We start from the raw sequence: 22,253 nt of genomic DNA on the forward strand, positions 1-22,253 counted from the left end.
TAAATAATTAGCTGACTAAATAAATGGAAAATAAGCTGTATATGAAAAAAAATGTCAAAATTCCTGTTATCTTTTTACTTCTTCTATTTTTTGGATCATTTTTAATCTTTTTGGGCTCCCGCAATGATGCTGTAACAGTTGCGAAAAGCATTAAATCAGGAGTGTTAACTGCTGATGAAATTAATGTTGCCTTTCAAAATGTAGGAGGTAAAGTCATTAAGCGATTTGTGGAAGAATCACAAATGGTTAAAAAAGGGGATCCTTTAATGCAATTAGAGGACGTTGATACAAAATTGGCAATTGATCGCTTACAAGCATTAGTTGATAGCCAAAGAGCAGCCGTTAATCAAGAACAAGCTGCAATTGAAATCACTGAAAACGAAACCAATCTTTCTGAACTATCGACTTGGCGTAAAATTGAAGAAGTTAAAGCAAGTTTAGAAGCAGCGAAATCTGCTAGAAATTTGGCTAGTACTGAGTTTGATCGTCAGACACAATTACGTAAAACAGGTGGAAACTCACAATCACAACTTGATAATGCTCGTAATGCTTTTGTTGTAGCCAAAATGCAAGTAATCCAAATTGAAAGCCAATTATCAACATTAATGATTGGTGCTACACCAGAACAAGTCAGTCAATTTGAAAAAACGCAAAATGCTACTGGCATGTCACTACAATCGATTACAATTGCTAGACAAAAGCTTGAAAATCGCCAAAATCAATTAGCACAACTCAAGGCACAGTTAGCTCAAGGTGAAGCTGATTTAAAACAATTGCAAATCAATTACCAAAGACTCACATTAAAAGCACCTGAAGATGGTAAAGTTTTAAAACTGATGTTTGAAGATGGTGAATTGGCACCAACAGGCGCGCCCGCTGTACTGTTAGAAACCGATCGTAAATATATCGACATTTATGTAAATGAAAAAATGGTCAATAACTACCAACCAGGTACAACTGTTACAGCAAATGCGATTGCTTTGGATAAAGAAGTAAAAGGTAAGGTTCGTTTTGCAACAGCAGCACCATCTTTTGCTGATTTACGCATGACTCGAGAACGCGGTCAAGCTGATTTAACATCTTATCAAGTCAGAATATATATGGAATCAATTCCAAAACTATTAACCGGAATGACACTTGAGGTTAAACAATGATGCAAAACATCATTAAATCTATTCAAGAAGAGCTTGATGCAATGTTATCAGGCCACTTTATCCCGTATTACAAAGTTGCTATAGGGTTAGCCGCTATTGTTGCGCTTATTTTCTCTATTGTACTCAGTCATGGTTCGGTATTTGAAGGTAAAATTGCAGTTATAGACCTTGATGGTTCTAATTATTCGACTGAATTAATTAGTAAAATAAATACTTCTTCTTACATTGAAGTTTCTGAAGTCATCAGATCGCCTGTTAATCCTATAACTTTAGTTTCTCATGATCGTAATTTAGGTGTTTTATATATTCCTAAAGGGTTAGAAAAGAGCTTAAAAAGAGGAGACCAGACTGTTCGTTTAGGTTACTTTTCAGATGATACGAATGAAGCCCAAAATGCTAAAGTACTTCAAAATCTCAACGAATATATACCTGAATTAGGTGCAGAACTGAGTGTGGGTAAAGTTTCGTCATTGGGGTTGGGTCGAGAAGGCACTGAAGCCACTTTATCACCTATGCAGCTAAAATCCCGTAATCTATTTAATCCAGCAAGTTCATCAACAATTTCAACCATCATCTATTTTGTTTACTTTTTCTCATCTTTAACATATGGGTTAACATCATTGATGATTATAGGTCGTTTAAAAATTACTGGATTGTGGAATACCGTTTTAGAAAGAGGCTTTGTCGCTTTATTAGCAAGAACAATACCTTATGCATTATTTTATACTACCGGATTAACATTGATTACCGCAGTACTTGTTTTATTCGGACAATTACGTTTTGATGGTAACTACTTCGTGTTTGTACCGAGTATATTTATGACTGGACTCGCATTTGGTTGGTTAGGTTTTTTACTTTCTTGGAAAACCAATAATCCAGGTGAAGGTGCAAGTAAAATGATATTTTTAGTACCTCCAGGTTTTATTATGGGGGGATCAACAATGGCTGTAGGTATTATGCCAATCTGGGCTTATTATGTTAGCCATGCTTTCCCTTTAGTTTGGTTATTCCGTTTTTTCCGTGATATCGCTATGCGTGGTCGTTCACTCATTGATATGATGTCCACATATGGGATGTTTATTATTTATTTAACCGTTATTGCATTTGTTGTAATGATAGTTTTTAACCAAGTTAAAAAACCTGCTGCACAGCCAGAATTGAATTAAAAAATACAAGTTATTGAAACTATAATATGGTTTCAATAACTTCCCATCCTCGATTTTTTATTTAAATAATTTTTCACGTTAAATCTCGCCAAAATTATCATTATTTCAAATCTAATGATCAAATTTGTGATAGACATCACTTTATAAAATGAAATTATATACTTTCATTTCTTATTCAAATAATTTTTCATCTTTTCATTAACCATTTGAATAAAAATAATAATAGTTTTTTATCTAAAATATAATTTTATTTTTATTCTTTCATTTCGTTTCAAATGAAATGATTTTTAGGTTTTTCTATGCATAATCTGTTTTGTGACTTATTTATCATTTTCAATCCCTTACACGTGTTCAAATTTAATAACAAAATGAAAGATTAATAAGTTGTAACTTTATGACTAATGAAATTATGAACACTCTTGAACGTCGAGAAAAAATTATTCATTTACTGGGTAAAGAAAATACCGTGTCTGTGAATAAATTGAGCAAACTTTTTAAAGTCTCTACAGTCACAATTCGTAATGATCTTCGCCATTTAGAGCAAAAAGGCTGTGTATTACGCTCTTATGGAGGAGCAATGATAAATAAAACTTTTGCTTTTGATAGACCTTTATTTGATAAAAGCCGCATTAATTCAATTATAAAAAATAAGATTGCTAAAAAAGCAGCCGAAATGGTAAATGACGGCGATCGAATTATTCTCGATTCAGGTTCAACAACCGCTGCAATGGTGCCACATTTAGGTAAAAAACAGAATTTAGTCGTTTTTACAAATGCGATTAACATTGCTTATGAATTATCAATCAATACAAATATTGAGGTGATTATTGCTGGCGGCAATATTAGAAAAAAAGCTTACTCTATTTCAGGTTCTACTGTTGAGCAACAATTAAAAATGTACCATTTTAATAAATTATTTTTAGGTGTTGATGGATTTGATCTCAATGCAGGTATTACAACTCCAAATTTTGGTGAAGCTTCAGTTAATAGAGTAATGTGCCAAGTCTCTGAACAAATTATTGCAGTAACAGACTCAACAAAATTTGGTCGAAAAAGTTTCTGCACGATAGAAAAAATTAATCTTATTAACACTCTAATCACTGATTCAAAAATATCCAAAGACCATTTAATGCAATTACATTCACTAGGAATTAATGTGGAAATTGCAGATACATAAATGATCTTATTTTTAACCATATCATTATTCAAAAGGCAGGATCGAAATTATGCAACAGTATTTAAATTATTCATTAGATTGGCTAAAAAAACACGGCGCAGAACATACTGCTAAAGAAATCTGTCAACAACCTAAAATTTGGCGTGATTTATTACAATTAATTGAACAAAACAGAGCTCAATTACAAACATTTTTAGAACCTTTACTGGCGGATCCAAATTTAGAAATTATTTTGACTGGGGCTGGATCATCAGCTTTTGGGGGCGTTGCGCTTGCACCTTGGTTAAGAGAGCATACCCATCGAAATGTTCATGCCTATGGTACAACTGAAATTGTTGCTGACCCACTACAATATCTTTCACCAAATAAAAAAACATTAATGGTGTCATTTGCTCGTTCAGGCAATAGTCCTGAAAGTGTGGCAACAGTTAAATTAGCAGATCAATTAGTTTCTGATTGTCATCACTTATTTTTAATATGTAATCCAAACTGTGCTTTAACCGATTATGCGACTAATAACAATTCATCAAACCGTATTCTTCCACTGGTTATGCCAGAAGGTGCTCATGATTTAGGTTTTGCTATGACGTCAAGTATTAGTAGTATGATACTTGCAACATTACTCCTTTTGGGAAATATTGATCATGTAGAAGCACATGAGGCAGTAATGGAAATTGCTAATATTTGTGAACAAAAAATAGAAAGTTGGCAGAAAATAACTAAACAATTAGCACATAAAAATCATGAAAGAGTTATCTATGTCGGTAGTAGTTGTTTTACTGGTATCGCCCAAGAGTCTGCATTAAAAATTCTTGAATTAACAGCGGGTAAAATAGCTTCTCGATTTGATTCTATTTTAGGCTTACGCCATGGTCCTAAATTCATGATTAATTCACAAAGTTTAGTCATCTGTTTCTTCTCTAACGATCATTATATTAATCAATATGACACTGATTTATTAAATGAATTAGTTAATGACCATATCGCAATGGATGTACTTGCGTTAAGCGGAAAAAATAGTACCGATAAACAAAATATACTTGCAGTAAATAGTAATTTTGCGGATTGCTGGCTGATCTTCCCATATCTTGTTTTTGCCCAGATGCTCGCATTTGAGAAATCATTAAATCATGGATTAACGCCTGATAATCCTTGTCCAACAGGTGAAGTTAATCGAGTGGTAAAAGGCGTTACTATTTACCCATTTGACTAAATTTAAAGTATCCCATTATCACAAAACGAAGGATGTAAAACATATGAGCACTCCAAATATTCTTATGACACGCATTGATAATCGCTTAGTTCATGGTCAAGTTGGTGTAACTTGGGTCAATGCACTTGGGGCTAATTTATTATTAGTTGCTAATGATAATGCTGCACAAGATCCTGTTCAACAAAATCTTATGGATATGGTTATCGCAGAAGGAATACAAACCCGTTATTTTACTTTACAAAAAACCATCGACATTATTGGCAAAGCAGCAGAACGACAAAAAATATTTATTGTTTGTAAAACACCACAAGATGTTTTAACTCTCGTTAAAGGAGGCGTACCTATCAAATTTGTTAACGTAGGTAATATGCATTTTTCGGAAGGAAAAAAACAAATTCATAAAACAGTATCTGTTGATAAAGAAGATATCGTTGCTTTTAAAGAACTTGAACGATTAGGTGTAACGTGTGAGATTCGCCGTGTACCAGATGAGGCTGGTGAAAAAATAATAGATCTAATTGATCAATCCTAACCTAGGAGCAAACTATGTTAATCGATGCATTATTAATTGGATTACTAGCAGGTATCGCTGGTGTAGATTTATTCGATGGTCTAACTCATTTACATAGACCTATTGTAATTGGTCCTTTAGTGGGATTGATTTTAGGTGATATAAAAACAGGATTATATGTTGGTGGTTCATTAGAACTTGTTTGGATGGGAATGGTACCATTGGCTGGAGCACAACCACCTAATGTTGTTATTGGTGGCGTAATTGGTACAAGTTTTGCAATTTTAACTCATGCCGATCCTAAAGTTGCCATTGGTATTGCCGTTCCATTTGCTATAGCGGTACAAGGTTGCATCACTATTTTATTTACTATCTATTCACCAATGATGCACAAATGTGATCGCTATGTTGATCAACTTAATTTCAAAGGTATTGAGTGGGTCAATTACCTTGGCATGATTATCCTGTTTTGCTTTTATTTCATTGTCGCATTTTTACCAATTTACTTTGGTGCTGATGTAGCAACAGATTTAGTAAAAAAATCACCACAATGGTTACTTGATGGATTAAGCGTTGCCGGTGGAATGATGCCCGCAATCGGTTTTGCTATGTTAATGAAGATTATGATGAAAAAAACCTATATTGCCTATTTCATTTTAGGTTTCCTTGGCGTGACATACCTTAACTTACCAATATTAGCAATTGCATTAGGCGCTTTAGCAATTGCAATGATTGATTTCTTTAATTATAGCCGAGTTAACAACGACAATAACAAATCAGTACGGGCAAGTTCTGTGGAGGTAGAAGATGGGATTTAATGACGAAAATGATAGCATAATGGCTGCTAAAGCAGAAAAACGCATGGAACAAGCATTAGCAACAAGCAAAGTATCAACCGATACTTATATTGATCAAAGCCAAAATGTAGCATTAACTAAAGTTGACATTAATCGAATGGCATTTCGTTCCTTAGCTCTACAAGCTTCGTTCAATTATGAACGTATGCAAGCTGGTGGTTGGCTTTATACTATTTTACCTGCGCTAAGAAAAATTCATAAAAATTCAGATGACTTAAAAAACTCTATGCATATGCATATGGAGTTTATCAATGTCCATCCTTTCGATGTTACCTTTTTGTCTGGTTTAGTTTTAGCTATGGAAAAAGGCAAAGAAAATATTTCAACAATTCGTTCAGTTAAAGTTGCCTTAATGGGGCCTTTAGGTGGTATTGGTGATGCATTATTTTGGTTAACATTGTTGCCTATTTGTGCTGGAATTGGTGCTTCATTAGCACTAGAAAATAGTTTTTTTGGTCCAATAATTTTTTTATTAATGTTTAATTTAGTCCATTTTGGATTACGTTTTGGTCTTGCTCATTATGGTTATCATGCTGGTACTAGCGCATTACCCTTATTGAAAACCCATACCAAACGCATTTCACATGCAGCATCAATTGTCGGCATGACAGTTATTGGTGCACTTGTAGCCTCTTATGTACATTTATCCACACAATTAGAGATTAATGCAGGTAAGGCTCATATTGCTTTACAAACTGATGTTCTAGATAAACTTATGCCAAATTTATTACCATTAGGATTTACATTAATTGTCTATTATTTAATGAAACGTAATTTCTCACCTGTAAAATTAATTGGTTTAACCGTGGTAATTGGCATATTAGGTAAATTAGTTGGATGCTTATAGAGGTTAGTTATGTTGGGTATCATTTTAACAGGCCATGGTAGCTTTGCTACCGGCCTTTATGAAGCGGTAGTACAAATTATTGGAAAACAAGCACAATTTACTGCTATTAATTTCCCTGATGGGATGAGTAGTGAAGTGTTAGAGCAACAACTGACTGATGCGCTAAAAAAGTGCAATAAAGGTGATGGCGTAATATTTTTTACTGATATTTTAGGTGGTTCTCCATTTCGATTATCTGCAATGTTAAGCTATCAATTTAATAATGTTGAGATAATTAGTGGTACCAATTTACCTATTTTATTAGAAATGTTATTACAACGAGATGAATTAGATGCTGAAAGTTTCCGTCTGAGAGCATTAGATATTGCAAAATCTAGCATAACCAGTTTATGGGATGAAAACATCAAAAAATCAATTGATAAAAAGGAATATTCAGATGGAATTTGAAACAATACATGCTAAGCAAATTCTAACCCCCGTTGGTTGGTTAGAAAATGCAATGGTTACCATTAAAAATGGGAAGATTATAAAAATTGAACAAACAAATAAGATTTTTTCAAATAATATCAAGGTGTTACCTGCACTAATAGATACCCATATTCATGGCGTAATGGGCGCAGATACAATGGATGCAACCCATGAAGCTCTTAATACAATGAGCAGTTTCTTAGCACGACATGGTATTGGTGCTTTTTTAGCTACAACCGTTACAGAAAGTCATGAAAAAATTGAGTCAGCATTAATACAAGTAAAACATAGCATAAAGCAAGGAGTCGCTGGTGCAACTTTATTAGGTTCATATCTAGAAGGACCTTTTTTTAATGCTGTACATAAAGGAGCACATCCAGAAACGCTACTACATGCCCCAGATCGCAACCTTATAGAAAAATGGTTAGATCTTGCTGAGGGCACATTAAAGTGTATAGCTCTTGCTCCAGAGTATCCAAATGCATTAGAAATTATAGAATGGTTACGTTCAATAAATATCAGGGTAATGATTGGACATACCAATGCGGACTATCAAACAACAAAAGCGGCACTACTTGCTGGTGCAAGTGGTGTAGTACATTGTTATAACGGCATGTCAGGTTTGCATCATCGTAATCCTGGCGTAGTTGGTACAGCCCTAACAATAGATAATTGTCAAACTGAAATTATCATAGATGGTCATCATGTACATCCTGCAGCAGTTAATATTGCCCATAAATGTTGTGGGAAAAACTTATTATTAATTAGCGATGCAATGAGAGCAACAGGGATGTCTGATGGTGATTATCAATTGGGTAAATTAAAAGTACATGTACAAGATCATGTTGTACGTACAGAAGATGGGGGATTAGCGGGAAGTACTCTAACGATAAATCGTGCAGTTACCAATCTTGCCGATTATGCGAATATTTCATTTGAACAAGCGTGGTTACATGGTAGTTCTTATCCAGCAAAAGCATTAGGTATAGATCATTACTTGGGTGATATTGCTGTTGGAAAACAAGCTAATCTAGTTCTATTAAATGCGAATAATCAACTAATGGCAACTATTGTAAATGGTAATATTGTTTATCAAACATCAGCAGATCTTACCGATATTTTGATTTAAAAATCCATAAACTTTTTTATCAAAGTAAGAATCAACGGTGTTCCTTTCTTAGGAGTCCAAATGTTTATCAAATCTATTTTTGTAACTTTTATAGTATTATTAGAATGCATAAGTAACATTGCCAGTGCTGAGTTAATCAAAATTATGTCATTTAATATACATCATAGTGAACAACATGATGGAACAATTAGTACTGCAAGTATTGCCGATAAAATAATCACAGAAAGGGCAGATATTATTGTATTGCAAGAAGTCGATGATAAAACCAAAAGAACCAACAATGTTGATCAATTAGCTCAAATTGCCAAATTAGCCAATTTAAAGTATTACAAATTTGGAGCATTTTTCGATTATGATGGAGGGCAATATGGCATGGGAATTATTAGTCGTTACCCTATTATTGATTCATATAATATTCCTTTACCAGATGGTCCTGAACCAAGAACCTCATTAATGACAACAGTTAATATTAATGGCAAAAAACTAAATGTTATAGGAGTACATCTTTATAGATCACTTGAAGAAAGAATATTACAGGCACAAGCCATTGTTGACTATGTTAAGTCATCAACATTACCTCTAATAGTGACAGGTGATTTTAATACTACTCCAAGCAATAGTTCACCAACTAAATACGTTAATTCAACCATAGATCATGGTAAAGATAACACGCTAATGCAATATTTAACTTCACATTGGACTCGATTAGAAAAAATAGGAAATAAAGTCTCATTTCCTTCAGGCAATATGTGGGATGATGATGGAGAAGGACAAGTCGAAATCGATCACACCTTTATCAAAAATTTGGATATTAATAGTGTAAAAGCGCACTACTTAATTAAAGGAATTGTAAGTGATCACCGACCACTTATAACAGAAATATCATGGTGATATTATCTCTTTAAAAGTTAATTAAGAGGTTTTTATTTATGCGAAAATTAAAAATAATATTAGGTCTGTCTTTTGTTTTATCTTTTTCTGCACAAGCAATAGAGACATTAGACAATTATACTTTAGAACAAGTAGCCGTATTTAGTCGACATGGTTTAAGAGCTCCTCTTGCCAGTCCAACAAGCACGCTTGGTAAAATTACACCCAATCAATGGCCACAATGGGATACTCCTGCCAGTTATTTGACTACTCGCGGCGGGGTATTAGAAAGCTATTTTGGTCATTACTTTAGTGAATGGTTGGTTGATAATAAACTTTTAACCGAAAATACCTGCCCAAGTGAAAATGAAGTGTATATTTACACCAACAGTTTACAACGTACTATTGCAACGGGTCAGTACTTTACAGTTGGTGCTTTTCCTGGTTGTATTGTACCAATTATTCATAAGGAAAAATTAGGTACTATGGATCCCGTATTTTTTCCTGTGATTAGTGATGATAATCCTGAATTTAAACAAGCAGCAATCACTTCAATCAACCAAACTGCTCATGCGAAAGGTATTGAAGGGTTAAATCAAAAACTTAATAACACTTATCAAGATCTGTCTAATATCATAAATTATACCCAATCAACTAATTGTTTGGTCGATAAACAGTGTGATTTTACCGATTTACCAACCAAAATTATTATTGAAAAAGGCAAAGAACCCGGCATAACTGGTCCCCTTCGAACAGGGACATCAATCGCTGATGCTTTTATTTTACAATATTATGAAGGCGCTCCATTGCAAGATATTGCTTGGGGAAAAATAAAAAACAATAAACAATTTGAACAATTAGTTGCGATAAAAGAATATTACAATACTATTTTATTTGGTTCACCCGTTATTGCTAAACAGGTTGCCGCAAATTTAATTAACTATATTAATCAAACTTTCTCAGAAAAAAATCATACCAAATTTACTTTTTTAGTCGGTCATGATTCAAATGTAGCATCATTATTTTCAGCACTAAAAATTAAATCTTATACACTACCCGATCAATTTGAAACGACACCAATTGGTGGCAAAATAGTGTTTCAAAAATGGCGTGATAATCATAGTGGTGAAGCGTTGATGAAAATTGAATATTTTTATCAATCAACCGATCAAATCCGAAATTTAACCCAATTAAATCGTAACAATCCACCCCATAAAGTAACGTTAGCAATGGAAAATTGTCCAACTAATACAATGGGTTTTTGTTCATTTTCGACCTTTAAACAAATCATCGGCAATATAAATAAATAATGCATAACTCCATTGATAATATGTTCAAATCAGGCAAGTGTTGAACATATTATCAATAATTACACGGCAAAAATACTTTGGGATTAAACTATTACTTAATTAAAGCAATAAATAAGTTTATCAATTATGTTTTATATATTGCTTTTTAATATTTCAAAATCGTTCTCGTTTAATTTTTTTATTACTAGCTCGTCAAAAGAATCAATATGTATCATACAATTATTATCAAATGAATTAGGACAGTTGACACTAATAATTTGACATTGTGCATTAAATGCAGATTCAATACCTGCTTTAGAATCTTCAAAAACAATACACTGATCAGCAGGTAATCCAAGTAATTTTGCTGCTTGTAAATAACCATCAGGAGCGGGTTTAGTATTAATAACCATTTCACCAGTAATAAAAACTTTTGGTTTAGCTACATTGAGAATACTAAAGCGAGAATTAGCTACTTTTTTTGTACCAGAAGTTACAATTCCCCAAGGGATATTAAGTGAATATAATTGCCGTAAGAAATGACTGGCTCCAGATATTTCATCAATATCTTTTATATCTTGAGTCTCTAATTGTTCCATCCAACGATACTCTTGTTCGATAAAACTTTCTGGTTTATTAGGCAAAAATAGTTTTATATTATCGATAGCTTTACGACCATGAATGGTTTTTAATACATATGAATGATTAAGTTTATGACGATCAGCAAATACTAACCAGCAGCGCTCAACTGCGGGTAATGAATTGACTAATGTTCCATCTAAATCAAATAAAATACCCTTTGCTTGCATACTATAATTTCCCTGCACTACCACAAATACGAATCTTTTCTTCAACAATTTTTTTCATTGCTGATTTAGCTGGTTGCATATAATGCCTAGGATCATTAGCATCAGGATGAATTTTAAAATCTTGTTTTAAAGCATCAGAAAAAGCAATTTTTAATTCTGTTGCGACATTCACTTTACAAATACCCAATGAAATAGATTTTTTCACCATTGTTTCTGGAATACCCGATGCACCATGTAGTACCAAAGGAACTTCAACTTTGTCACGTATTTTCGCTAACCGTTCAAAATCAAGCTTAGGTTCCCCTTTATATAAGCCATGAGCAGATCCAATTGCCACAGCTAAAGAGTCAATTCCTGTACGTTCTACATACTCTTTGGCTGCATCAGGATCGGTAAATGCGCTTTCTTTATCATCAACAACCAAATCGTCTTCCTGTCCTCCTAAACGGCCAAGCTCAGCTTCAACACTTGCGTTATATTTATGGCTAAATGCCACCATTTTACTGACAATATCAATGTTTTCTTCAAATGGATAATGAGAAGCATCAATCATAATTGAACGAATACCTTCCTCGATTTTAGTTTTAATATCACTCAGGTTTTCATGATGATCTAAATGTAACGCAAATGGAAAATGATGGATTTGTGCCGCAGTTTTACAAATATTGATCAAATACTGTGTGCCGGCATAGTTATACGTTGCTGGTGTTGCTGCAAGTATGACAGGCGATTGCATATCTTTTGCTGTATCAATTACAACTTGAATTGTCTCAAGGTTGTGTATATTAAAAGCGGGAACGGCATAATGTTCTCGCTGAGCTTTTTTTAACATCTCTTGACTGGAAATAAGATACATAATTTACTCCTAATTAACCTTATGATTTATATATTTTTTTAACTTTAACTTGTTGATAGTATTGGTCATAGTTACTCATATTGACAAAACCTGTTTGTGATTCCATCGTATTTAACATACCCATCGTCATAGCACGTTTCAGCATACTGTCTACTGATTCTCGTTCGTGTAAACTTACCGCAAGCCCCGCTAATGTGACATCACCTGAACCAACTGGATTAACTACATTAATTTTAGGAATTGTGACTTGATAAAATTGGTCATGACAACGAGCAAACGCACCCTTTTTACCTAACGAAATAATAATGAAAGGAATATCATTTAACAGAGGATGATTAAGTGCTTTAATTAATGAATTGTTATCACTATCATCAATATCCATTTGAATGACTTGTTTTAATTCTTCTTTATTGGGTTTTATTAAATAAGGTTTATGTTCGGAAACGAGTGTTGCATGAAGCATTTTTTCAGAAGCGTCAAGCAAAACAGGGATTTGATGCCTATCGGCTTGTTCAATTAAACTTACATAAAAATCGATGGGAAAACCCTGAGGTAATGATCCGGAAATGGTCACAAGATCTGCTTTTTCAAGCAACGTTTGATAGTGTTTTAAAAAAAGATTAGCGTCCTGAAGCTCTAACACAGGACCTGATTCTAAAATTTCGGTTTGGTTTCCTTCATGTAAAATGGCAATACAGTTTCTTGATTCCTGCTTTGTTATATAAAAATCATAATCAATATTATCTTCATCTAATTGTTTTTGGATATAATTCCCAGTTGTTCCACCAATAATACCAGAGGCTAATACTGATATATTTGAAAATTTAATTCCTCTAGTAACATTAAGCCCTTTACCGCCAGCGGTCTTTTTTACATTAGATACCCGATTAATATCATTAATAATTAATTTACTTAATGGGTATGATATATCCACCGAAGGATTCATCGTAATTGTTAATATCATATTCTCACCTACAAATTAATATTGTTGGGAGAAACAACAATCTTAAATGATCACTTTTTAGATAGAATTCATTTTAAGCAAGTATGGAAACAATTCATAAATTATTAAACTGTAATTCGTTATCTTTTAAAAAACGCTAGATCAATTAAACCTACTTTAATCAGGTACCCTATTATCAATCGAAATATTAAACAGCGATTAAACTAACTCCCTGTTTTCCAAATTCCTGCTTACATTTACCATCAACATTGATATCTGTAATAATAGTATTAAGCTTATTTAGTGGTAAAACCACATTAATGCCATTTCGTCCAAACTTAGATGAATCTAGCACAGCAATTACTTTTTTTGCGGTATTAGCCATCACACTGCTAATTGTGTACCCTTCATTAAAGGTTGTTATTCCTCTTTTTGCATCTATACCATCTGCACCAACAAATAAAATATCAGCAGAGATACCATCTAACGATTGCTCAGCAATTTTTCCGTGAAAAGATCGGGTTTTATGCCTAAGTGTCCCACCACACATAAATAACATTATGTCGCTATTATCAGAGAGTATAAAAGCAGAGGTAAGACTATTTGTTATAACAGTAATGTTTTTTAATTTAACCAGCTCTTCGGCTATTAACATAGTAGTACTACCACTATCTAAAATAACAGTATCGCCTTGTTTAACATGTTTTACTGCTTCAATTGCAATTCGTTTTTTATCTTCAATAAATCGCTGATATCGTTCTTCTAACTGCAACTCTTTAAATGACTTTATATCATTATTATTGATGATTTTTGTTGCGCCACCATGAAATCGTGTTAGCTCACCTTGTTTCTCTAATAGTCGAAGATCTGTTCTGATAGTGACTTCTGAAACCTCATATTGTTCCGATAAATCACTGACTAATACTGTTCCTTTCATATTAAGAAATTCTATTATCTGTTGACGTCTTTCACTTGCATTCATATTATTTCCTTTTTCGAAAATTTTTAAGCAGTGTATAACAAACAAAATCAAAAGATAAGCTTTCATTTTTCATAGTTAATCTACAGCAAACTTTTAACTGCAATTTAATAAAATTTTGCCATTCATTGAATGCCCATTTAAATCGCTAACTTTATGAATAAATGTGTTAAAATCACCAATCACAGCGATTAATTCATTAAGATTTATTTTACCTTCTACAAAAAACTGACTTACCAATATCCATTCTTCACCGGGCCATGGCGCAGAATAGTTCATCCAACTTCCTAAAATTTGTAACTCTTTTCGTAAGATAAGACCGAACGTTTTTTCTGATAAGGTAAAATCATTATGGAGAGTACCAACCAAGCCCACTTTAGATCTAGGGCCAGCAATTTCAATGGCTAATCTGACAGTAATTGGCGAACCAGCTGTTTCTAATACAATTTGATCAAAACGATTGTAAGATAAAGCTTGATAAATTTCATCAGAACTAAGATTTTTAGAGTTATAAGTAGCATCAGCACCTAGTCGTTTTGCAAGATTTAGTCGTTCATCATTAATATCTAAAACGGTAATAGAACTCGCACCCATTGCCTTGGCACAAAGCATGGCAAGCAGACCGATTGTTCCACCGCCAACAATTACGACATGTTTATTTTGGCAGCCACCCGCTAATAATAGTGCGTGCATTCCAACTGTCATCGGCTCAAAAAAGGCGCCTTCAAGAGCACTTACCTGTTTTGGTAATTTAAATGCATTTTTTTTATTTAATACAATATATTCAGCAAAACCTCCTGTTATTCTTGAACCCACAAAAGTATAATTTTTACAAAGTGAATAGTAATGCTTTTGGCACTCATCACATTTAAAACATGGTAACAATGGTACACAAGAAATTAAATCACCAATGTCAAACTCAGTTACATCATCGCCTATTTCAATGACAGTGCCACTAAATTCATGTCCAAGCGTAATAGGGTAAAAATGTGCTCCATGATGGAAGATTCTAGGAATATCGGATCCACATAATCCACAATAAGCAACTTTTACTAAAATTTGATCTGGAGATGTAATTTTGGGTATGTCAATATCTTCTATAGATAGAGATCCCCCTTCATTGACAATAACCGCTTTCATTTTATTTTCCTTAATTAGTAATCAAATTATTTTGAGAGATGACTTTCACTGCTTATTCAGTGAAAGCCTTAAAACTACATTTATTTATACGATTTATGGGCTATTTTTTTATTTCATCTGATTGTGCTATTTGTTGTTCTTTTAAAAATAGCTCATTTCTTTTAGCTCGCTTCCATGTTAAAAATAGGCAGAAGAGGTAAAACAATCCAATAAAAGCAAAGCCAATAGGTTGTTTTAAGTTCACTAGCTGAACCATAATATAGGTAATTGGTGAGCCACCTTGATCCATTGCTCCTACACTAATACTACTACCATCAGTGACAGTACCGGCATTGATTGCTAGTTGAGTTGTCAAAGGAACCATTTGTGTAGCAATCCAAAGCGTGATAGCAATAATGATTGAACCTGAAATAATGATTCTGAACAAATTACCTTGATGAACAGCCACACCCATTGCGATAAAAAAGCCAATAGTAGCTAAATCACCAAATGGTAAAACTTCATTGCCTGGTAAAATAATGGCAATAAAAATACTTAGTGGAATGAAAATTAAACTAGCAGAAACAACTGTTGAATGTCCTAATAATAAGGCAGGATCTAAACCGATGAGAAAATCTTGTCCACCAAATTTTGATTGTAGATGTTTACGAGCTTGTTTAGATATTGGTGTTAAGCCATCCATAATCGGTTTAATTACACGTGGCATTAATAACATTACCGCAGCTGTCTGAATAGCGAGTTGTAATGTTTCTTTCACACCATATCCAGCTAAAAGTCCTAACATAATGCCCATAAATAAACCAACCGTTACTGGTTCACCAAACGCACCAAACCGTTTTTGCATATCTACAGCATTAAAATTAATCTTATTAATCCCTGGTATTTTTTCAATTACAGCATCGACAAACACAGCAATTGGGCCACAATAAGCTGATGTACCATGGGGAACAGCAATCCCTTCAAGTTCAAAAAACTCTTTAGTATCTTTAGAAAACCAATCACCTAATTTATACGCAATAATGGCATGGACAATAACACCTGCAATACCTAACCAGTAGGAACCAGTTGCAATATAAACAAGTGCCCCAGAGAATGTCATATGCCATATATTCCAAATATCGACATTAACGACTCGTGTTAATTTTGCTAATAACATGACAATATTCACTGCGATCGCAATAGGTATCGCAACCAAGGCTATTTGTGATGCCCAAGTCATCGGCGCAGCGCCTGGCCATCCAACATCAACCACATTCAAACTGATATCAAATCTTTCGGCCATAGCTTGAGCAGCTGGACCAACTGAACTTGTTAGTAAACCAACAACTAAACCAATACCAACAAATCCTATACCAATATGAATGCCCGCTTTTAAAGCATCACCCACTTTCATTCTTAATGCTAATGAAAATAGAATAATGACAATGGGTAACATTACTGATGGACCAAGATCCAAAATGTACTGCATAATTTCAGTAAACATAGATTTATCCTTTCAATATAGATAATATTTTATCTTTTAGCTGATCTATCCCAACACCTGAAACAAAAGGCATACCATGTACAATAGGAATGTCACCAAAAGTCTGATCCATTCTTGCTGTAGTACAAATTAAATCGACATCATCAATAAAGGTGTTAATTTCATTAATCCGACATTGAATAAGATCTAATTCGATATTATTTTCTTTACATAAATCTTTTATCTCTTCTGCAGCTAAAGTTGATGTTGCAACTGCACCACCACATGCAACAATAATCTTCTTTTTCATAATGCCTCCTAAATAACTTTTTAATTAAATATCACTTTACTAAAACGCTCTGTAATTTCATCTTGTGGCGCTTTTAATAAGAAGTGATAGAATTCTTTATTTTGTAAATTTGAAAAAAGTGCTTTCAACAAATCAAGTTGATCTTCAGGGGAAGTTACAACTAATGAAATAATGAGGGAAACATCAACAGTACAGTCATCATCAGCTCGATTAAAAGCGACTGGACTTTGAGTGCGAATAATAAAAATTGCGGGTGTATTAGCATGTTCAGCCTCACAATGTGGAATCGCTACAGCATAACCATCAAGGGCAATACCTGTTGGAAATAAAGCTTCTCTTTCAATTAAAGCTTTTAAGTGGCTATTTTTGACAATTTTTTTTTGCTGTAAATGCTCACTAATATAAGTTAATACTTCTTGCTGATTGTCAAATTTGAGCTTGTCTTCGAAAAGAAGCTGACACTTGTTCATATTTAATCTCCATTGTTGTACTTCTATTAAATTCTTTCATTTTACTTTCGAAAACAAAATATATAACGAAAGATTATTTACTTTCGAATTAAAAAGCAAACAGACTTTTATATTTTTGTGATCGAAATCTATTTTTTAAAATAAAGATCAAAACTTAATTTCGTGATTATTTATGTTTATGAGGAAAAATATGATCATGATCACAAAAAGGAGTTTTTTAAATTGAAAAAAAAACCTAATATGTAAAAATGTTACCCGTAACAACATTTCAATTAAGGAGCCACTGTGACGAAAAATAATAAACAAGTTTTTGTATTAATGGGGGTTTCTGGCAGTGGTAAATCCGCAGTTGCCAAACAAGTTTCATACAACCTTGATGCAGCATTTCTTGATGGTGATTTTTTACATCCTAAAGCGAATATCTTAAAAATGCGTAGTGGAACACCATTAAATGACGAAGATCGTTTTCCTTGGCTTAATTTGATTAGTAATGCCGCATTTGCAATGAGCAACGTTAATGATATTTCTATTATCATCTGCTCAGCTTTAAAGCGAAAATATAGAGATATCATCCGTGGCGAAAACGAAAATGTACACTTTATTTATTTAAAAGGTAGTTATGATGTAATCGCTGATCGTTTAGCAAAACGAAAGGGGCATTATCAAAAAACAGGGATGTTGCAATCGCAATTTGACACTCTTGAAGAACCAGCCGCTGATGAAAAAGATGTGTATATCGTCAATATAGAACAACCATTAGAAAGAGTTGTGCATGATACCCAACAAGTCATATGCACAATATGCCAGCGCGATAAATAGAATATAAAATAAAAATTATACAAGAGGTTAATGTGAATCCAACTGTCAAAAATGTAACACAGCGAATTATTGAACGTTCCAAAGCTACTCGCACAGCCTATCTGCAAAAAATAGAAGATGCAACACTTAATAAAGTCACCCGCTCTAAATTACCATGTAGCAATTTAGCACATGGTTTTGCAGCTTGCTGTATTGAAGATAAGAATGATTTAAAAAATATCTTAAAAAGTAATATCGGTATTATTAGTTCTTACAACGATATGCTTTCAGCGCATAAACCTTATGAGCTTTACCCAGAACAAATTCGTAAAGTATTACATGAAGTTGGTGCCGTTGGACAAATGGCAGGGGGAGTACCAGCAATGTGTGATGGAGTAACTCAAGGTGAACCTGGAATGGAGCTGTCATTAATAAGCCGAGATATCATTGCTATGTCAGTTGCTGTTGGTCTTTCACATAATATGTTTGATGGTGCTTTATATCTTGGCATATGCGATAAAATTGTACCGGGTTTATTAGTTGGGGCTCTAACCTATGGTCATCTGCCCGCAATTTTTGTACCCGCAGGACCAATGCCGTCTGGACTATCAAATAAAGAAAAAGTTCGTATTCGTCAACTCTACTCTGAGGGAAAAGCCTCGCGTGAAGATTTATTAGAGTCAGAAGCTGCATCTTATCATTCTAGTGGTACTTGTACTTTTTATGGAACAGCAAACAGTAACCAAATGGTGATTGAATTAATGGGATTACACTTGCCGGGATCTGCATTTGTCAATCCAGAAACAGCTTTACGTTTCGAATTAACCAATGCAGCAGCTAAACAGATTACTCGCCTGACTAAGCAATCAGGTAATTATATGCCTATTGGAAAAATGGTTGATGAAAGAGTCATCGTTAATGGCTTAATTGCATTACTTGCAACGGGTGGTTCAACTAACTTAACAATGCATATAGTGGCAATAGCTAAAGCTGCCGGCATTATTGTTAATTGGGACGATATTTCAGAACTTTCAACAGTCATACCACTTTTATGTCGAATTTATCCAAATGGGCCTGCTGATATTAACTATTTTCAAGCTGCAGGTGGGACTTCATTATTGGTTAGAGAATTACTTGAAGGTGGTTTATTACACGAAGATGTTGAAACGGTTGTGGGACGAGGATTGAGCCATTACATCAAAGAGCCAATTTTAGAAAATGGTAAACTTATTTTCCGAGAGGGTCCAAATCAATCATTAGATGAAAATGTTATTACATCAATAAAAAAACCTTTTAATTCACATGGTGGATTAAAAGTAATGTCAGGCAACATTGGTAGAGCAGTAATGAAAACTTCAGCTATTGCTCCAGAACATCAGATCATTGAAGCTCCTGCCGTTGTCTTTAATAGTCAATATGACTTAGATGATGACTATAAAGCCGGCAAGTTAGATAAAGATTGTGTAGTAGTAGTTCGTTATCAAGGCCCTAAAGCAATCGGTATGCCTGAACTGCATAAATTGATAACACCATTGGGAGTTTTGCAAGATCGAGGATATAAGGTTGCTTTGTTAACCGATGGTAGATTATCAGGGGCATCAGGTAAAGTACCGGCAGCAATACATGTAACACCTGAAGCCTATGATGGTGGCTTATTAAGTAAAATAAAAAATGGAGATATGATAAGAGTTAATGGACAGACTGGCGAAATAACGTTATTAGTAGACGAGACAGAGCTAGCTAAGCGCCAACCTCATCGCTTTGATTTATCAAATTCACATATTGGTTATGGACGAGAACTGTTTACTATTATTCGGGAAAATTTAACTTCTGCTGAAGAAGGTGCAGTAAGTTTCTAAATTAATAGTTCTGCCGCAATATGCGGCAGAAATCAGTAAAAATATACTGAAACGTACCCTTAACCTGAAACTTTTTGACAAAAATTATTAATAATAACTTTATAAATTATTTCTTGATAAAGTTATCAACCAATAAATTCATTACATCACCTATTTTCCCACTCAAAGAAGCTTTCATACTATAAAGTGCCATCCCCATGACTTGCGAAGCCTTTATCTCAGGTGGCATAACAAGTTCATCCGTACTGGTTTTAACGTCCAAAAGCGCTGGACCACTATGGGTTAAAAATGATTGCATTGCAGCTTCAAGTAAATCTGAATCATCAACTCTTATTGAAAATAATCCCATCGATTCCGCTACTTTGGCAAAATTTGGATTCTGTAAATCAGTATAGTGATTAACCAAACCCTCTACTTTTTGTTCTAATTCTACAAAGTTAAGTGAACTATTATTAAGTACAATTATTTTTATCGGTAATTTTTCTTGGATTGTCGTTAATAAATCGCCCAATAACATACTAATACCACCGTCACCTGATAAGGTGATCACTTGACGATTAGGAAACGCTTTTTGAACACCTAAAGCTTGTGGCATAGCATTGGCCATGGTGCCATGTTTTAAACTAATTACAGTTCGTCTTTTGCCATTAGTATTAAAGTGTCGACAAGCCCAAACCATAGCCGAACCAACATCGGCACAAAGCACAGCATCATCGGTTGCATATTTATCAATTAATTCAGTTAAATATTGGGGATGGATAGTAGATTTGGAGGGTAATGCTTTTTTATTCAACTTACTCATAGCACTACTATACAATGTTCGACATGTTTCTAAAAATTTAGTATCATGCTTTTCGTTAACTAAAGGCAACAAAGCAGCTAAAGTTGGTTTACAGCTACCAACAACACCAACATTTACTGAATGACGTCGTCCTAAGTGAGTTGCATCAATATCAATTTGAATAATTGTGGCATTATTTGGATAAAATTGAGGCCATGCAAAATCAGTACCAAGCAGAATAAGAACTTCACACTCTTTAATTGCCATCGTTCCTGATTTAACACCAAACATTCCAGTCATACCGACATTATATGGATTATCATATTCAACAAAATCTTTACCTCTAGAGGTATGTACAATAGGAGATTTTATTTTTTCGGCAAATGTAATAAGCTCATTATGAGCATCATATACACCTTGACCAGCAAAGATGGTCACTTTTTGATTTTTATTTATAATATCTGCAATTTCAGCCAACTCTTTATCTGATGGGCGTATTATTGGTTTAGGATGGTAAATCTTGTGACCACATTTATCTTCTATTTTCTCTAAACTAATATTATAAGGAATCACCAACACCGCAACACCGCGTTGATTAATAGCGGCTTGAATAGCCGCAGTAGTGATTTCTCTTACTTGCGTAGCATCACTAATTTCCCGACAAAATACAGAACAATTTTTATATACTGCTTCAAAATCAACTTCTTGTGGAAAATCGTTTCCTTGTTGCGAAGTAATTAACTGACTCGCTAATAAAATAACGGGTACTCTATTTCTTTGTGCTTCATAAATACCATTAATAAAATGTAGACTACCGGGTCCACAAGAACCAGCACAAGCGGTAATTTGATCGGTAAGATAAGCTTCTGCTCCAGCAGCAAAAGCACCAACTTCTTCATGGCGTACATGAACCCATTCAATATCACTTTTTTTAATAGCGGAGGTAATTTGATTTAATGTGTCGCCTACAATACCATAACAATGTTTAACACCTGCTTCACCTAAAATATCAACTATAATTTGTGCAACTGTTTTCTTTGATGACATATTCTCTCCTAAACAAGGGTTATCGGTTGAATAAGTTAATTTCAGTAAATTACACCTAAGTTTTGTTAAAGCGAATGAGTTATGAAAAAAATAGCAAAAAATGTTAAATAGGTAATAA

The 22,253-nt window shown here is 33.8% G+C and carries 22 protein-coding genes; 13 read left to right on the plus strand and 9 right to left on the minus strand.

Annotated elements, in window-relative coordinates:
• Window positions 1–41 precede the first annotated feature (41 nt).
• The 11 genes from AC5LW9_RS00220 (at window position 42) to agp (ending at window position 10,702) form a co-directional block, all read left to right on the plus strand.
• Window positions 42–1,154, plus strand: a complete 1,113-nt coding sequence (locus AC5LW9_RS00220; RefSeq protein WP_493456104.1) for an HlyD family secretion protein — start codon at window positions 42–44, stop codon at window positions 1,152–1,154.
• A complete protein-coding gene (locus tag AC5LW9_RS00225) occupies window positions 1,154–2,320 on the plus strand; it encodes an ABC transporter permease (protein ID WP_039128915.1) in 1,167 nt (388 codons plus the stop codon). Before AC5LW9_RS00220 ends, AC5LW9_RS00225 begins: the two co-directional genes overlap by 1 nt.
• 394 nt (window positions 2,321–2,714) lie before the next feature.
• Window positions 2,715–3,497, plus strand: coding sequence for a transcriptional repressor AgaR (agaR, locus tag AC5LW9_RS00230; RefSeq protein ID WP_086326018.1), 783 nt, complete (start codon window positions 2,715–2,717; stop codon window positions 3,495–3,497).
• A gap of 49 nt (window positions 3,498–3,546) precedes the next feature.
• Window positions 3,547–4,710, plus strand: coding sequence for an SIS domain-containing protein (locus tag AC5LW9_RS00235; RefSeq protein WP_493456105.1), 1,164 nt, complete (start codon window positions 3,547–3,549; stop codon window positions 4,708–4,710).
• A gap of 43 nt (window positions 4,711–4,753) precedes the next feature.
• Window positions 4,754–5,242 carry a PTS N-acetylgalactosamine transporter subunit IIB gene (gene agaV / locus AC5LW9_RS00240; RefSeq protein WP_039129101.1) on the plus strand — a complete coding sequence of 163 codons (489 nt, stop codon included), beginning with the start codon at window positions 4,754–4,756 and terminating at the stop codon, window positions 5,240–5,242.
• Between the two features lie 14 nt (window positions 5,243–5,256).
• On the plus strand, window positions 5,257–6,039 hold the full coding sequence (gene agaW / locus AC5LW9_RS00245; protein WP_144092013.1) for a PTS N-acetylgalactosamine transporter subunit IIC: 783 nt from the start codon (window positions 5,257–5,259) through the stop codon (window positions 6,037–6,039).
• Entirely contained in the window at window positions 6,029–6,925 is an 897-nt protein-coding gene (locus AC5LW9_RS00250) for a PTS system mannose/fructose/sorbose family transporter subunit IID (protein ID WP_493456106.1), read from the plus strand. Before agaW ends, AC5LW9_RS00250 begins: the two co-directional genes overlap by 11 nt.
• A gap of 9 nt (window positions 6,926–6,934) precedes the next feature.
• Window positions 6,935–7,372, plus strand: coding sequence for a PTS galactosamine/N-acetylgalactosamine transporter subunit IIA (gene agaF / locus AC5LW9_RS00255; RefSeq protein WP_493456107.1), 438 nt, complete (start codon window positions 6,935–6,937; stop codon window positions 7,370–7,372).
• Window positions 7,362–8,522, plus strand: coding sequence for an N-acetylglucosamine-6-phosphate deacetylase (gene nagA / locus AC5LW9_RS00260; RefSeq protein ID WP_493456108.1), 1,161 nt, complete (start codon window positions 7,362–7,364; stop codon window positions 8,520–8,522). Before agaF ends, nagA begins: the two co-directional genes overlap by 11 nt.
• A gap of 60 nt (window positions 8,523–8,582) precedes the next feature.
• On the plus strand, window positions 8,583–9,413 hold the full coding sequence (locus tag AC5LW9_RS00265; RefSeq protein ID WP_086326021.1) for an endonuclease/exonuclease/phosphatase family protein: 831 nt from the start codon (window positions 8,583–8,585) through the stop codon (window positions 9,411–9,413).
• 38 nt (window positions 9,414–9,451) lie between these two features.
• Window positions 9,452–10,702, plus strand: coding sequence for a bifunctional glucose-1-phosphatase/inositol phosphatase (gene agp, locus AC5LW9_RS00270; RefSeq protein ID WP_493456109.1), 1,251 nt, complete (start codon window positions 9,452–9,454; stop codon window positions 10,700–10,702).
• A 131-nt stretch (window positions 10,703–10,833) separates the two neighbouring features.
• Here the strand turns inward: agp and AC5LW9_RS00275 are convergent, their stop codons facing one another.
• The 8 genes from AC5LW9_RS00275 to gatA form a co-directional block, all read right to left on the minus strand.
• The gene (locus AC5LW9_RS00275; RefSeq protein WP_493456110.1) at window positions 10,834–11,490 is read right to left on the minus strand and encodes an HAD-IA family hydrolase; all 657 of its coding nucleotides are present in this window, start codon (window positions 11,488–11,490) and stop codon (window positions 10,834–10,836) included.
• Between the two features lies 1 nt (window position 11,491).
• Window positions 11,492–12,346, minus strand: coding sequence for a tagatose bisphosphate family class II aldolase (locus tag AC5LW9_RS00280; RefSeq protein ID WP_086307892.1), 855 nt, complete (start codon window positions 12,344–12,346; stop codon window positions 11,492–11,494).
• Between the two features lie 19 nt (window positions 12,347–12,365).
• Entirely contained in the window at window positions 12,366–13,310 is a 945-nt protein-coding gene (locus AC5LW9_RS00285) for a hexose kinase (RefSeq protein WP_493456111.1), read from the minus strand.
• 187 nt (window positions 13,311–13,497) lie between these two features.
• A complete protein-coding gene (locus AC5LW9_RS00290; RefSeq protein ID WP_065738271.1) occupies window positions 13,498–14,271 on the minus strand; it encodes a DeoR/GlpR family DNA-binding transcription regulator in 774 nt (257 codons plus the stop codon).
• Window positions 14,272–14,364: 93 nt separating this feature from the next.
• Window positions 14,365–15,408 carry an alcohol dehydrogenase catalytic domain-containing protein gene (locus tag AC5LW9_RS00295; protein ID WP_144092020.1) on the minus strand — a complete coding sequence of 348 codons (1,044 nt, stop codon included), beginning with the start codon at window positions 15,406–15,408 and terminating at the stop codon, window positions 14,365–14,367.
• Between the two features lie 100 nt (window positions 15,409–15,508).
• Window positions 15,509–16,891, minus strand: a complete 1,383-nt coding sequence (locus tag AC5LW9_RS00300; protein WP_198236419.1) for a PTS galactitol transporter subunit IIC — start codon at window positions 16,889–16,891, stop codon at window positions 15,509–15,511.
• 4 nt (window positions 16,892–16,895) lie between these two features.
• Window positions 16,896–17,180, minus strand: coding sequence for a PTS galactitol transporter subunit IIB (gene gatB, locus AC5LW9_RS00305; RefSeq protein WP_065603261.1), 285 nt, complete (start codon window positions 17,178–17,180; stop codon window positions 16,896–16,898).
• Between the two features lie 20 nt (window positions 17,181–17,200).
• Entirely contained in the window at window positions 17,201–17,650 is a 450-nt protein-coding gene (gatA, locus tag AC5LW9_RS00310) for a PTS galactitol transporter subunit IIA (RefSeq protein ID WP_493456112.1), read from the minus strand.
• A 318-nt stretch (window positions 17,651–17,968) separates the two neighbouring features.
• On the opposite strand from gatA, the gene AC5LW9_RS00315 reads away from it, so the two are divergent.
• Together AC5LW9_RS00315 and edd are read left to right on the plus strand one after the other, a co-directional pair.
• Complete coding sequence (locus tag AC5LW9_RS00315) at window positions 17,969–18,469, plus strand: gluconokinase, GntK/IdnK-type (protein WP_065739123.1); 501 nt, start codon at window positions 17,969–17,971, stop codon at window positions 18,467–18,469.
• Window positions 18,470–18,501: 32 nt separating this feature from the next.
• Window positions 18,502–20,307 carry a phosphogluconate dehydratase gene (gene edd, locus AC5LW9_RS00320; protein WP_493456113.1) on the plus strand — a complete coding sequence of 602 codons (1,806 nt, stop codon included), beginning with the start codon at window positions 18,502–18,504 and terminating at the stop codon, window positions 20,305–20,307.
• Window positions 20,308–20,413: 106 nt separating this feature from the next.
• Here the strand turns inward: edd and AC5LW9_RS00325 are convergent, their stop codons facing one another.
• A complete protein-coding gene (locus AC5LW9_RS00325; protein ID WP_493456114.1) occupies window positions 20,414–22,135 on the minus strand; it encodes a thiamine pyrophosphate-dependent enzyme in 1,722 nt (573 codons plus the stop codon).
• Between the last annotated feature and the right edge of the window lie 118 nt (window positions 22,136–22,253).

It is taken from the genome of Gilliamella sp. LMG 34360 (assembly GCF_984568995.1).

What these genes read in the sequence shown, in the direction of transcription:
- AC5LW9_RS00290 (WP_065738271.1), bottom strand. Translation starts at nt 14,271, where the DNA reads ATGAATGCAAGTGAAAGACGTCAACAGATAATAGAATTTCTTAATATG.
- agaF (WP_493456107.1), top strand. Translation starts at nt 6,935, where the DNA reads ATGTTGGGTATCATTTTAACAGGCCATGGTAGCTTTGCTACCGGCCTT.
- AC5LW9_RS00325 (WP_493456114.1), bottom strand. Translation starts at nt 22,135, where the DNA reads ATGTCATCAAAGAAAACAGTTGCACAAATTATAGTTGATATTTTAGGT.
- AC5LW9_RS00315 (WP_065739123.1), top strand. Translation starts at nt 17,969, where the DNA reads ATGGGGGTTTCTGGCAGTGGTAAATCCGCAGTTGCCAAACAAGTTTCA.
- AC5LW9_RS00235 (WP_493456105.1), top strand. Translation starts at nt 3,547, where the DNA reads ATGCAACAGTATTTAAATTATTCATTAGATTGGCTAAAAAAACACGGC.
- agaW (WP_144092013.1), top strand. Translation starts at nt 5,257, where the DNA reads ATGTTAATCGATGCATTATTAATTGGATTACTAGCAGGTATCGCTGGT.
- AC5LW9_RS00280 (WP_086307892.1), bottom strand. Translation starts at nt 12,346, where the DNA reads ATGTATCTTATTTCCAGTCAAGAGATGTTAAAAAAAGCTCAGCGAGAA.
- AC5LW9_RS00225 (WP_039128915.1), top strand. Translation starts at nt 1,154, where the DNA reads ATGCAAAACATCATTAAATCTATTCAAGAAGAGCTTGATGCAATGTTA.
- gatA (WP_493456112.1), bottom strand. Translation starts at nt 17,650, where the DNA reads ATGAACAAGTGTCAGCTTCTTTTCGAAGACAAGCTCAAATTTGACAAT.
- AC5LW9_RS00285 (WP_493456111.1), bottom strand. Translation starts at nt 13,310, where the DNA reads ATGATATTAACAATTACGATGAATCCTTCGGTGGATATATCATACCCA.
- agaV (WP_039129101.1), top strand. Translation starts at nt 4,754, where the DNA reads ATGAGCACTCCAAATATTCTTATGACACGCATTGATAATCGCTTAGTT.
- agp (WP_493456109.1), top strand. Translation starts at nt 9,452, where the DNA reads ATGCGAAAATTAAAAATAATATTAGGTCTGTCTTTTGTTTTATCTTTT.
- gatB (WP_065603261.1), bottom strand. Translation starts at nt 17,180, where the DNA reads ATGAAAAAGAAGATTATTGTTGCATGTGGTGGTGCAGTTGCAACATCA.
- AC5LW9_RS00295 (WP_144092020.1), bottom strand. Translation starts at nt 15,408, where the DNA reads ATGAAAGCGGTTATTGTCAATGAAGGGGGATCTCTATCTATAGAAGAT.
- AC5LW9_RS00220 (WP_493456104.1), top strand. Translation starts at nt 42, where the DNA reads ATGAAAAAAAATGTCAAAATTCCTGTTATCTTTTTACTTCTTCTATTT.
- AC5LW9_RS00300 (WP_198236419.1), bottom strand. Translation starts at nt 16,891, where the DNA reads ATGTTTACTGAAATTATGCAGTACATTTTGGATCTTGGTCCATCAGTA.
- AC5LW9_RS00275 (WP_493456110.1), bottom strand. Translation starts at nt 11,490, where the DNA reads ATGCAAGCAAAGGGTATTTTATTTGATTTAGATGGAACATTAGTCAAT.
- agaR (WP_086326018.1), top strand. Translation starts at nt 2,715, where the DNA reads ATGACTAATGAAATTATGAACACTCTTGAACGTCGAGAAAAAATTATT.
- nagA (WP_493456108.1), top strand. Translation starts at nt 7,362, where the DNA reads ATGGAATTTGAAACAATACATGCTAAGCAAATTCTAACCCCCGTTGGT.
- AC5LW9_RS00250 (WP_493456106.1), top strand. Translation starts at nt 6,029, where the DNA reads ATGGGATTTAATGACGAAAATGATAGCATAATGGCTGCTAAAGCAGAA.
- AC5LW9_RS00265 (WP_086326021.1), top strand. Translation starts at nt 8,583, where the DNA reads ATGTTTATCAAATCTATTTTTGTAACTTTTATAGTATTATTAGAATGC.